The 11,732-nt window shown below is 69.4% G+C and carries 14 protein-coding genes; 9 read left to right on the plus strand and 5 right to left on the minus strand.

The genetic code is table 11. From position 1 onward, the window contains the following. Positions 1 to 316: integrase core domain-containing protein (locus BR31_RS32055; RefSeq protein ID WP_197023724.1), on the plus strand; the 316-nt coding region annotated here is incomplete at its 5' end. A gap of 201 nt (positions 317 to 517) precedes the next feature. Further along, a complete protein-coding gene (locus BR31_RS0126650) occupies positions 518 to 1,009 on the plus strand; it encodes a carboxymuconolactone decarboxylase family protein (protein WP_027503613.1) in 492 nt (163 codons plus the stop codon). A gap of 43 nt (positions 1,010 to 1,052) precedes the next feature. On the opposite strand, the gene BR31_RS0126655 is transcribed toward BR31_RS0126650, so the two are convergent. After that, on the minus strand, positions 1,053 to 1,289 hold the full coding sequence (locus BR31_RS0126655; RefSeq protein WP_027503614.1) for a hypothetical protein: 237 nt from the start codon (positions 1,287 to 1,289) through the stop codon (positions 1,053 to 1,055). 279 nt (positions 1,290 to 1,568) lie between these two features. Here BR31_RS0126655 and BR31_RS0126660 point away from each other — a divergent pair, with 279 nt between their 5' ends. Further along, positions 1,569 to 3,413, plus strand: coding sequence for a galactan 5-O-arabinofuranosyltransferase (locus BR31_RS0126660; RefSeq protein WP_037178567.1), 1,845 nt, complete (start codon positions 1,569 to 1,571; stop codon positions 3,411 to 3,413). 52 nt (positions 3,414 to 3,465) lie between these two features. On the opposite strand, the gene BR31_RS0126665 is transcribed toward BR31_RS0126660, so the two are convergent. Both BR31_RS0126665 and BR31_RS0126670 read right to left on the minus strand, forming a co-directional pair. After that, positions 3,466 to 3,906, minus strand: coding sequence for a DoxX family protein (locus BR31_RS0126665; protein WP_027503616.1), 441 nt, complete (start codon positions 3,904 to 3,906; stop codon positions 3,466 to 3,468). Positions 3,907 to 4,001: 95 nt separating this feature from the next. After that, positions 4,002 to 4,472, minus strand: a complete 471-nt coding sequence (locus tag BR31_RS0126670) for a MarR family winged helix-turn-helix transcriptional regulator (protein WP_027503617.1) — start codon at positions 4,470 to 4,472, stop codon at positions 4,002 to 4,004. Positions 4,473 to 4,554: 82 nt separating this feature from the next. Here BR31_RS0126670 and BR31_RS0126675 point away from each other — a divergent pair, with 82 nt between their 5' ends. The 3 genes from BR31_RS0126675 to BR31_RS0126685 all read left to right on the plus strand — a co-directional run bounded on the left by BR31_RS0126675 (position 4,555) and on the right by BR31_RS0126685 (position 7,172). Then, positions 4,555 to 5,106, plus strand: coding sequence for a carboxymuconolactone decarboxylase family protein (locus BR31_RS0126675; RefSeq protein ID WP_027503618.1), 552 nt, complete (start codon positions 4,555 to 4,557; stop codon positions 5,104 to 5,106). 87 nt (positions 5,107 to 5,193) lie between these two features. Next, the gene (locus tag BR31_RS30335; protein WP_197023725.1) at positions 5,194 to 5,877 is read left to right on the plus strand and encodes a TetR/AcrR family transcriptional regulator; all 684 of its coding nucleotides are present in this window, start codon (positions 5,194 to 5,196) and stop codon (positions 5,875 to 5,877) included. Between the two features lie 56 nt (positions 5,878 to 5,933). Beyond that, positions 5,934 to 7,172 carry a serine hydrolase domain-containing protein gene (locus BR31_RS0126685; RefSeq protein WP_027503619.1) on the plus strand — a complete coding sequence of 413 codons (1,239 nt, stop codon included), beginning with the start codon at positions 5,934 to 5,936 and terminating at the stop codon, positions 7,170 to 7,172. Here the strand turns inward: BR31_RS0126685 and BR31_RS0126690 are convergent. Further along, the gene (locus BR31_RS0126690) at positions 7,169 to 7,762 is read right to left on the minus strand and encodes a TIGR03086 family metal-binding protein (RefSeq protein ID WP_051637769.1); all 594 of its coding nucleotides are present in this window, start codon (positions 7,760 to 7,762) and stop codon (positions 7,169 to 7,171) included. The genes BR31_RS0126685 and BR31_RS0126690 overlap by 4 nt on opposite strands. Then, entirely contained in the window at positions 7,759 to 8,745 is a 987-nt protein-coding gene (locus BR31_RS0126695) for a sigma-70 family RNA polymerase sigma factor (protein ID WP_027503621.1), read from the minus strand. Before BR31_RS0126695 ends, BR31_RS0126690 begins: the two co-directional genes overlap by 4 nt. Before the next feature lie 215 nt (positions 8,746 to 8,960). Between BR31_RS0126695 and BR31_RS30340 the strand changes: the two genes are divergently transcribed. The 3 genes from BR31_RS30340 to BR31_RS30345 all read left to right on the plus strand — a co-directional run. Beyond that, positions 8,961 to 9,617, plus strand: a complete 657-nt coding sequence (locus BR31_RS30340; protein WP_051637770.1) for a TetR/AcrR family transcriptional regulator — start codon at positions 8,961 to 8,963, stop codon at positions 9,615 to 9,617. 114 nt (positions 9,618 to 9,731) lie between these two features. Further along, entirely contained in the window at positions 9,732 to 11,345 is a 1,614-nt protein-coding gene (locus BR31_RS0126705; RefSeq protein WP_027503622.1) for an acyl-CoA synthetase, read from the plus strand. Positions 11,346 to 11,395: 50 nt separating this feature from the next. Next, positions 11,396 to 11,732 (plus strand): acyl-CoA dehydrogenase family protein (locus BR31_RS30345; RefSeq protein ID WP_197023726.1); only part of this gene is annotated, 337 nt, incomplete at its 3' end.

Genomic DNA, 11,732 nt, shown 5'->3' on the forward strand with positions numbered 1-11,732 from the left:
CGTCACCATCGAACGGGTCCTGTCCGACAACGGGAGCTGCTACCGATCCGCCTTGTGGAAGCAGACCTGCACCGAACTGGACATCAAACCCAAATACACCCGTCCCTACCGGCCACAGACAAACGGCAAGATCGAACGCTTCCACCGCACGATGGCCGCTGAAGGGGCGTTCGCACGCCACTATCAGTCAGAACAAGCCCGACGGACCGCGCTGCCGGGGTGGCTGCACACCTACAATCACCACCGGCAACACTCAGCCATCGGCAGGCACGTTCCCTTCAGCCGCTTGACCAACGTCCCTGGGCAGTACATCTAGCCCCGCGACTTCACGCCACGAATCGGCCCCACCACGTGCACCGTGGTGGGGCCGATTCGTCGTGGCGGGTGAACCCTCGACCTCGGTCGGGCCCGATCGGCTGGGCACCTCCCCGCAAAAAAGATCTCCGGGAACCTGTCACACTCCCGCCGCCCAGTCCGTCAGTGCTGTGTAGACGCCAACCGATAGGGAGCAGCAGCCATGACGAACACCACCTCCATCTCGCGGATGCCCAACCCCGGCGAGTTCGTGCCGGAACTGAAGGACATCAGCGCCGCCCTGTTCCGTGCCACAGGCAACCACTCGGTCCCCCGCGCCACGATGAGCCTGGTCCACCTGCGCGCCGGGCAGATCGTCGGCAACACCTACCTGACCATCCTGAACACCGGTTTCCTCCGCAAGGCCGGGGAGTCCGAGGAGCGCATCACGGCCGTGTCGTCCTGGCAGGACGCCCCGTACTTCACCGACGCCGAGCGAGCGGCGCTGGCCCTGGTGGAGGCGGTCCTCCAGCCCGCCCTGCAAGGCAAGGAGCGCGTCAGCGACGAGCTGTACGCAGAGGCGGCCAGGCACTACGACGAGAAGGCGCTGGCCACCCTCACCATCGCGATCGGCCAGATCAACTTCTTCATCGCCCTGGCCCTGATCGGCAAGCCTGCGCCTGTCGCCTCGCTGGCGGACGAGCAGTGGGACTGACCGGACCCTGCCGACGCCGCGCTGAGCGAGCGCGGCGCGGCGCTCATCCCGGCATGACCCGCCGCCATGCGCCGTTGCTCTCACAGGTCTGGTAGCTGCCGTCCGGGAGATAGATCTTGCTGCCGACGCTGTATTCCTTGCCGTCGTGAACACAGACGGCCGCCTGCGTTCGAGCGGGAGAGCCCTGGACCTCCGCATGGGCGACCGAGGCGGTGGCGCCGATCGACCCCGCGGCGACGAGTAACGAGACGCCGAGCGTCTTCACGGTTCGAGAGATCATGGGTGGCTTTCCGTCGGTGTTCGGTCGGGGGGACTAACACCAATATGGGGCCGGGCGGGCCGCATCAACAGGCACCCAAGGGTGCCGATTCGGCCACCCCGGGACCCGGGCAAGGGTCAGCGGCGGCCGATCTGCGGCGCTCGCGTCCGGCTTTCCCACGGTTCACTAAGCTCAGTGTCCGTGACTGACGCTCCCGCAGCTCCGATCCCCGACACAGCACCGAGCACGTCCGCGGCCCGCAGGGATCCGCTGCGGGCCGCGGTGTCCACCGCCGGGGAGATGGGGCTGGCGGCGGTCGTCGCGTCCGCAGTCGCCGCCGTCGGGCTGATCGCCCTCGGGCTGGTGGACTGGCCTGCGTTCAATTCCTCCAACGTCACCCAGGCACTGACCACGGTCGGTCAGGTCGTGACGCTGGCGGCCCTGGCGCTGTCGGTGTGGCTGCTGCGGGCCCGGCGCGCGGCGGTCGCGGCGAAGCTGCTGTCCTGGGGCGCCCTGTCCGGCTTCGTTACCGTCACAATCGGGATGCCGCTGGCCGCGACGAAGCTGTACCTGCACGGCATCTCGGTGGACCAGGAGTTCCGCACCGAGTTCCTCACCCGGATGACGGACACGGCCCGGCTCGACGACATGACCTATGCGGACCTGCCCTCGTTCTACCCGGCGGGCTGGTTCTGGGTCGGCGGCCGGGTCGCGAACCTGCTCGGCATGGACGGCTGGGAGGTGTTCAAGCCGTATGCGATCGCCTCCATCGCGGTGGCGTCCGTCGTGTCACTGGTGTTGTGGTCGAAGCTCATCCGCGACCACGTGGCGGTGCTGGTCGCGACGGCGGTGACGGCCATCGCGCTGGCCTACGCGTCTCCCGAGGCGTACAGCGCGGTCCTCGTGGTGCTGCTGCCACCGGTGCTGGTGCTGGCCTGGGGCGGGCTGTACCGACCGGCGCGGAGCGGAGCCGACGGCTGGGGCGCGATCGTCGGGACCGGCATCTTCCTCGGCATTGCCGCCACCTTCTACACCCTCTACCTCGGCTGGGCCGCGTTCGCGGTGACGCTGATGGCCCTGCTCGCCGCCGCGCTCGCGGTGCGCGCGAACGGGATCAGGGCGGCGCTTGACCCGCTGCTCCGACTCGCGGTGGCGGGGGTGATCGCCGGGCTCATCGCGTTGATCGTGTGGCTGCCGTACCTGAACGCGATGCGCACCGGCCCGACCGCGAGCTCGGGCACGGCGTTGCACTACCTGCCCGATGCCGGTGCCCGGCTGCCCCTGCCGATGTTCCATTTCTCGCTGATCGGCGGGCTGTGTCTGCTCGGCACGGTGTGGCTGGTCGGCCGCGTCGCCTCCTCCCGGCGCGCGCAGGCGCTCGGGATCGGCGTCGTCGCCGTGTACGCCTGGTGGCTGCTCTCGATGACCGTGACGGCGATCGGCAACACCCTGCTGTCCTTCCGCCTCGAACCGGTGCTGCTGGTACTGCTCGGCGCCGCAGGCGTTTTCGGGTTCCTCGACTTCGCACGTTGGACGATCCTGGCGACCAGCGAGAACCCGCGGGTCCGGGCCGCGATCGTCGCGATCGGCGCGCTGGGTGCGGTGGCGTTCGCACAGAACATCCCGCAGGTGCTCGCCTCGGAGATCACCATCGCGTACACCGACACCGACGGCAACGGCGAGCGGGCGGACAAGCGGCCGCCCGGCGCCGCCTCCTACTACGACGAGGTCGACGCTGCCATCACCGCGCAGCGACCGGGGCCCCGCTCCGACACCGTGGTGCTCACCGCCGACACCAGCTTCCTCAGCTACTACCCGTACCTCGGCTTCCAGGGGCTGACCTCGCACTACGCCAACCCGTTGGCGCAGTTCGACCGCCGCGCCGCCGCGATCGCCGACTGGGCCGAGACCGAGAGCCCCGACGCACTGGTCCAGGCCATGGACGAAAGCCCATGGCGCACACCGGATGTGTTCGTCTTCCGGAAGGGGGCGGACGGCTACACCCTGCGCCTGGCCGAGGACGTGTACCCGAACGACCCGAACGTGCGCCGCTACACCGTGACCTTCCCGGAGAAGCTGTTCGACGACCCCCGGTTCACCACCACCGAGGTCGGACCGTTCGTGGTCGTCACCCGGGTCGGCTGAACACGGCTGTCCCCCACACCGGTTCGGTGTGGGGGACGGATTCGGTGCCGGGTCAGCCGCGGACGAGCGGCATGATCGCCCGCACCCGCAGGTCGCGCAGGTACAGCCCGCCCCAGACCAGGAAGCCGAAGTAGATCGGGGCGAGGGTGTTGCTCAGGATGGGCTGCTCGGTGACCAGGTTCGTGGCCACGGCCCCGCCGAGGTAGCCGGTCAGCAGGACCGCGCCGAGGATCGACGTGACCGGCAGGACGTAGAGGGCGAGGCAGATCAGCAGCACCACGCCGAAGACCCTGTTCAAGCTGGGGTCGAACCCGAGCTCGGCCATCGCCGTGCGCACCTGCTCGACGTTCGCGATGTGGGTGAGCGAGTCGAAGAGGAAGAACACGACGGCCAGTCCGCTGAGGACGAGGCCGGCGATCCGGGCCCGTCGGGAGGGGGCGGCGGCGACACCGGCGCCCGGTGCGGTGGTCATGGTGTGCGGCGTGGTGGTCATGGCGGGCTCCGATGCTGGCTTGCTTCGTGCACGGCGCGCGAAGCGGTTGCCATATAGACCGGCGGCGGCCGCGAAACTCATCGCGCACCGGTCAATTATCCGCCGAACCAGGCCTGCGCATCGAGACGGAAGCCCTGACCAGCGGTGACGGTGCGCAGGTCCGACTCGAGCGCGCGCAGCCGTTCCGGCCCGATCGCCGCAGCCCAGTCCGCCCGCAACCGGTCGAAGACGACCGCGGAGCGTCGCAGGCTGTCGAGCCCTCGTTCGGTGAGCACCACCCGCTTGCTGCGCGCGTCCGACGGGTCGCTCTCCCGCGCGACGTAGCCGAGGCCCTCGAGCCGATCGACCGTCTTGCCCGCCGCCTGCTTGGAGACACCGAGCCTGCGCCCCAACTCGCTCGCGTTGGTCCCCTCGACCCCGATCGCCTGCATCGCGAATCCATAGGCGGGGCGCATGTCGGGATGCCCCTCCTCCGCCAGCTGGCGGTGTACCTCGTCGATCAGCGTCCGGAACCCGGCGAACAGCAACAGCGGCAGTTCGTAGCCGGGGGTCTCGTCAACGGTCACGGCGCACCCCTTGCCGAATATCGACAACCATGTTTACTATATAGACAACCACGTTGACGATACTACCGCGGAGAGGTCCGAGATGCCCTTCACCCATCACACCGCCCAGTCCGCCCCCGCCGCCGTTCGCCCGACCATGGCGGCCATCGAGGGGAAGTTCGGTTTCCTGCCTGCCCCCGTGGCGCTCATGTCGGAATCGCCGGAGCTGCTGCAGGCCTTCACCCGCTCGAACGCCCTGTTCGAGCGCGGCACGCTCACCGAGCTCGAACGCGAGGTGCTGGTGCTGACCATCGCGACGCGCAACGAGTGTCACGTCTGCGTCGCACTGCACACCGCCTCACTCACCCGGGCCGCGGCGCCGGAGGAGCTGGTCACGGCCCTACGCGCCCGGAAGCCGCTCGCGGACCCGCGGCTCGAGGCCATCCGCGTGTTCACGCTCGCAGTCCTGGACGCGGCGGGCGGCGTGAGCGAGGCGCAGATGCAGGCGTTCCTCGACCATGGATACACGCGCCGCAACGCCCTCGAGGTGGTGCTGGGGGTCGGGGCCTACACGCTGTCCACCTTCGCCAACCGGATGACCGACGCGCCCCTGGACGAGGCGTTCGCGCCGTTCGCCTGGGAGGGCGCCGCATAGCGCTTTCGCGAACCGCCTCCCGCCGCCACACCAGTGATGTCATCATTGATGACATCACTGGTGTGGCGTCATGAGAGGGAGCACACGATGGTCGACGACGGTTCGCGCACACGGTTGACGCCCGAGGTGATCGTGGACGCCGCCGTTCGGATCGCCGCGCGGGGCCGCCCGGACGGGCTGACCGGGCGCGCGCTCGGCGAGGAGCTCGGGGTCGACCGGTCGGCGGTGTGGCGACACTTCGCCGACAAGGACGCGCTCCTGCGCGCGGTCGGCGACCGGCTGCTGACGATGGCGCACGAGCGCGTCCCCGCCGGGCTCGGCCCGAAGCAGCGGATGGAACACCTCGCAGGCGCGGTGGTCGCGGTGTTCACCGAGCACCCCCATGTCGGTGCCGCCGTCGCCCCGCGCACCACCCGCGGCCCCGGCGAGTTCGCCCTTGTCGAGATGATGCTCACCGCGCTCGACGAGCTGGGGCTCGAGCCGGCGGATGTGGTCCGCTACCAACGGATGCTGGCCGAGTCCGTGCTGTCCTACGCGGGGATGCGGGCCGGCTACGCGATGCTGCCGGACACGCTGCGCGCGGGCGACGAACGCGCCTGGGCCCACGAGTACGTCGGCGCGGACCCGGCGAGGTATCCCGCGATCGCGGCACACGCCCCCGCCCTCGCCGAGCTGAGCCCGGACCTGGTGCTCGACACCCTGATCGAGGCGTTCTGGACGGCCGTCGACGCCAGGGCCGACGCCGCGACCACGCGCGAGCGCACGGCCTGACCACGCCAGCACGGCGCCACCGACCCACCACCCCCGAGATCGAGGATCAGCAACGCATGACCGAGCCAAGCACCACCACCGAGCCCGCCACCACCGTCGGCGAGGCTCCCGCCGCCGAGCCAGGGGCCCCGCGTACGCGCTCCCGGCTGCGCACGGCCGCGATCGTCGTCCCGGTGGTCGCCGCGACGCTGGTGGCGGCGACCTACGCCGCCGCCGCGGTGCTCGAGATCCCGGCGCCGCCGACCCTGGTCCGGCTGCTGACCGAGGCACCGTCGAAGCAGGGCGAGCTGTATCCCTCCCGCGCGGTGGCGGCATCGCCCGATCCCGCTCCGCTGCAGGCGAACCCGACTCCGCTGCCCGAGACGGTGCCGTGGAAGGGCGAACAGATCCCGGTCGCGCAGTTCCTCGAGACCACCCACACCAACGCCTTCCTGGTGCTCCGCGACGGCGCCCTCACCCACGAGTGGTACCGCGACGGTGTCGAGGCCACGACGCCGCTGTCGTCGTGGTCGATGGCCAAGTCGGTCGTCTCGCTGATGATCGGGCAGGCGATCGACGCGGGCAAGCTCCGCGAGGACGACCGGCTCGTCGACGTCCTGCCGGAGCTCGCGACCGGCGGCGAGTACGACACCGTGACGGTGCGGCACCTGCTGGACATGACCGCGGGCGTCGACGTGTCCGAGAACTACAACCCGTACTGGCCGCTGACCGGCACGGCCCGGATGTACCTGACCCAGGACCTCGACGAATTCGTCGCCGACCACCGCGAGGTCACGTACACCCCCGGCAGCGAGGGCGACTACCGGAGCGTCGAGACCCAGCTCCTCGGACAGATACTGGCCCGGGTCGAGGGCAAGCCGCTCACCGAGCTGCTCGAGCGGAACCTGTGGGCCCCGATCGGCGCCGAGGACGACGCCACCTGGAATCTCGACCGGCCCGGCGGCCAGGAAAAGGCGTTCTGCTGCCTCAACGCGACCGCCCGCGACTACGCCAAGATCGGCCGGCTCGTCCTCGACGGTGGGCGCGCAGGTGACACCCAGGTCGTCCCGCCCGCGTGGATCGAACGCATCAGCACCCCTGCCCCGCACCGGGTCACGAACGAGAACTGGGGCTATTCCGCGCAGTGGTGGCACCCCACCCCCGACAGCCCGGACCTGTCCGCGCTCGGCGTCTACGGTCAGTACACCTATGTCGACCCGGCCACCGGCACCGTCATCGTCAAGCTCAGCGACCACGGCACCGAGCAGGACGAACAGGCGACGTTCGAGGTGCTCAGGGCCATCGCGGGCTCCTAGGCTCGCGGATCCCGGCCGAGGAGGGCCAGCAGCCGCTCCCCCGGTCCCGCCCCCGCCGGGATCTCGACGGGGGCGGCGAAGCGGGCCGGACGGTCCGCATCACTGACGAAAAGCGTTGCACAGGTGAGCAATTCCTCGGCGAGGTCCGGCGGGATCGGCCGGTCGCGCCCGCATGCCCTTGCGACGTCCCACCCGTGCACGGCGATCTCCAGCGCACCGGCGGCGGGCACGATGCCCGCCGCCATCGAGACGCCACCGATCTGGATCCCCTCGGGATCGCCCGAGCGCGCCCACGACCCGAGCAGTCGGCAGGCGCGATCGCACAGCGCCGCAACGGGATCGGCTGCGGGATCGGGGCCGGCCGCGGCGGGCGCCAGCGCGATGTGGTGGTCCAGGGCGGCCTCCTGCAAGGTGCCGAGGGCGTCGTTCATGTGCGCCAACAGCTCTCGCAGGTCCCACCCGCGGCAAGGGGTGGCCCCGCCCATCGACTCCTCGGTCACGAGCTGCAGGCTGCCCACCGTGTAGGCGATCGAACGTTCCAGCAACGCGACCGGGTCGGCCAAGGGCCACGCCACCGCGGCGCCGGTCATGACCCGGCCGGCAGCGTCTCGGGCAGTCCGAACTTGCCGAACAGCGACACGTCGAAGAACACGGTCACATGGCCGATCCCGGACGGCCCCAGCGAGACCACCTGCAGCTGGAAGGCGGAGTATCCGCCATCGGGGTCCCGCATGTACATCGCGAACGCGGGCTGCCCGTTCGACACCGTGGGGATCAGCTTCATGTCCCCCGGACCCTGTGCGGGACAGTTGTTCTCGATCAGGGTGCGGATCGCGTCGGGACCCTGGTACCAGCCGACGAAGGGCGGCATCTCCCAGACGGCATCCTGGGTGAACAGCTCCTTGAGCGCGGCCATGTCGTAGGTCTCGAAGGCCGCCATGTACCGGTCGAGCAGCTCGCGCTGATCCGGCGCAACGGGCTCCACGACGGCGTCCTCCGCGGGTGAGGCCTGATCGATCTGCGCCCGGGCCCGCTGCAGCGCGCTGTTCACGGCCGCGGTGCTGATACCGAGCAGCTCCCCCACCTCCGCGGCAGGCCAGGCCAGCACCTCGCGCAGGATCAGCACGGCCCGCTGCTTCGGCGGCAGGAACTGGAGCGCGGCGATCAGCGCCAGCCGGATGCTCTCGCGGGAGGTGGCGACCACCGCGGGGTCGCTGGCGGCGGTGCCGAGCAGGGCGTCGGGGATCGGCTCGAGCCAGGGCACCTCGCCCTGCTCGACGAGCTCGCCCGCCGGGTCCGAGCTCGGCGCGCCGAGTCCGGTGGGCAGCGGGCGCTTGCCCTTGCTCTCCAGCGCGGTCAGGCAGGTGGTCGTCGCGATCCGGTACAACCAGGTGCGCAGCGACGAGCGCCCCTCGAACTTCTCGTACGCGCGCCACGCCTTCAGGTACACCTCCTGGACCAGGTCCTCGGCGTCGTGCACCGAACCGGACATCCGGTAACAGTGCGCCAGTAGCTCGCGCCGATACGGCTCCGCCAGTGGAGCGAAGTCCTCCTGGACCGCGCTATCGGTCATGGTCCCCACCTCTCGTTTTGTACGTCGTCATCCATACAGACTCGCCGGCCGACCGAAACTCATCGCGACCCCGCGATGAGATCGAGATCGGGGCCGGTCTCTACCAGTGAACACCTTCCGGCACTGCGGGTTCTCGCATTCGTCCGCCCGTGACGCAGCCGCCGCCATGGATCCGGCATTGACAGAAATAAGGACGCGACCTTAATCTGCCCCTTGTGACCCGGACCACATCGCGCGAGGCCATGATCGACGCAGCCGAACAGATCGTTGCCGAAAGAGGAATTCCCGCACTGACACTCAAGGACGTCCAGATCGCGGCGGGGCAATCGAACAAGTCGGCCGCGAAATACCACTTCGGGTCCCGGGAGGGACTGATCGAGGCGGTGGTCGAGGCGCGCGGGTCCGCCGTGAATACCCGGCGGCAGGCGCTACTCGAGGAGATGGAGGCCCACGGAACCCCGCTGACCGCGCGTCAGGCCGTGGAGGCGATGGTGTGGCCGCTGGCTTCCGAGACGCTCAGCCGTCCCGGAAGCCGGTATGCCCGGTTCCTGGTCCAGGCGCTGTTCGACCCAGCGCTGGCAGATCTGATCAAGCAGAACCTGAGCTCGGAAAGTTACCGGCGCGTACTTCAATTGATGGGCGATGCCTGCTCCGCACCACCCGAGATCGCGAAGTGGCGCGCCCTGAACGTGGTCGTGTTCAGCATCGCCGTACTCGCCGCGCACGAGAACAGCGACCGCACGTCAGACCAGCGAACGGCGACCGTCACCGATCTCATCGACAGCTGCGTCGCCATCCTCGAGACCTCACCCAGCACAGGCACCGGAACTGGTGTCGCCGAACCCATCAGCCTCGCTCCGCCCACTCCGTGACGACAAGTCACGCCATGTTCTCCGGGCCGAGCGCCAGCAATCCGTCATTGCGCTTCGCCGCATCAGACCACCGCACACCTTTCTCACCGTGCGAATACCCCTGAAGGACCCACCATGTCACTCAACCTCGCGGATCTCACCGAAGCGCTCATCGATGGGGTTCCAGACAAGATCGCACTCGTGTGCGGCGACGACACCCGGACGTTCATCGAGTTCGATGCCGGCGCGAACCGCATCGCGCACCACCTCGCCGCTCAGGGCATCCAGCCCGGCGCACACGTCGGACTCCACGGCCGCAACAGCATCGAGTACGTCGAGTCGCTGCTCGGCTGCCTCAAGGTGCGCGCGGTCCCGGTCAACGTCAACTACCGCTACATCGACGCCGAGCTGACGTACCTCTACAACAACGCGCAACTGGCCGCTGTGGTCGCGGACGGCGAGTTCAGCGACGTCATCGCAGAGGTGCTGCCCAAATGCCCCACGCTGCAACATATCGTGCTCATCGGCGAGCCTGCCGGACCCGCCCTCGCGGCCGCCGCCGCGGCGGCGGGTGTTTCGGTGGTCGACTTCCACACCGCCGTCGCCGACCAGTCACCCGGACGAGACTTCCCCGAGCGCAGCAGCGACGACCGATACATCATCTACACCGGCGGCACCACCGGCATGCCCAAGGGCGTCATGTGGCGTCACGAGGACTTCTACTTCGCCGCTCTGAGCGGGGGCAACCTCATGGGGGCGCCGTTTCTGTCCGGCGCCGAACTGGCGGCCGCCGCGGCCGCCAACGCGGACCCGCTGTCCTACCTGCTCACCGCGCCGCTCATGCACGGCGCGGCGTCCTACTCGCTGTTCACCTGCATGTTCATGGGCTCCAAGCATGTGCTCATGCCCAAGTTCGAGCCCGTCGAGGCGCTCAGGCTCATCGAGAAGCACAAGCTCCGCTGCGTTCAGCTCGTCGGCGACGCGATCGCAAGGCCGCTCGCCGATGCCATCGCCGAGAACCGTGACCGCTTCGATCTCAGCTCGTTGTGGGCCATCGGCTCCGGCGGAGCGCTCTGGTCGGCCAGCGTGCGCGAGCAACTGCAGGAGCTTCTTCCGAATGTGGTATTGCGCAACGGTTTCGGGTCATCCGAGTCCGGGAACGATGGCGAGCTCAAGGCGAGCGAGGACGGGCTGCTGCGAATGGCGCCGTCACCGAAGGTGCGTGTCGTCGATGCCGACTTCGCGACGATCGTTCCCGGCTCGGACGAGATCGGCTACCTCGCCCGCGTCGGGCACGTCCCGATCGGGTACTTCGGCGATCCGGAGAAGAGCGCAGCGACGTTCCCGGTGGTCGACGGTGTCCGCCTGTCCGTGCTCGGTGACCTCGCCCGCGTCGAGGAGGACGGCTCGATCGTCGTCCTCGGCCGCGGCTCCTCGTGCATCAACACCGGCGGCGAGAAGGTGTACGCCGAGGAAGTCGAGGAGGCGATCAAGGCTCATCCCGACGTGCTCGACGCGGTCGTCGCCGGGATCCCCGATCCGACCTATGGCCAGCGGGTCTCGGCGGTGATCCAGGCCCGCGACGGCGTCGCCGCACCCGGCCGCGACGATCTCATCGCGCACTGCCGCGCGCACATCGCCGGCTACAAGGTGCCGCGCACCGTGGTGGTGGTCCCCGAAATTGTCCGCTCGCCAAGCGGAAAGGCGGACTACCGCTGGGCGAAGGCAACTCTCGAAGCCGCTGGTTGACCACTCGGACCGCATCCGACATCGATTCCCCCTATTTCTGAGGAATGTTCATGACCATTGGAATGACTGACGAGGACCGCGAACTCCGCGATTCCGTGCGCGGCTGGGCGGCCCGGCACGCCACCCCGACCGTGATCCGTGGGGCCGTCGAGGCCAAGAGCGAGACCCGCCCCGCCTTCTGGGGTTCGCTCGCCGAGCTCGGCCTGCTGGGCTTGCACCTGCCCGAGGAGGTAGGCGGCGCCGGTTACGGGCTGCTCGAAACCGCCATCGTCGCCGAGGAACTCGGCCGCGCGATGGTGCCCGGCCCGTTCCTGCCGACCGTGATCGTCTCCGCGGTACTGAACGAGGCCGGCCGCACCACCGAACTCGCCGGTCTGGCCGACGGCA

Origin of the sequence: Rhodococcus sp. UNC363MFTsu5.1 (assembly GCF_000686785.1) — a bacterium.
Classification (GTDB): Bacteria; Actinomycetota; Actinomycetes; order Mycobacteriales; family Mycobacteriaceae; genus Rhodococcus_G; species Rhodococcus_G maanshanensis.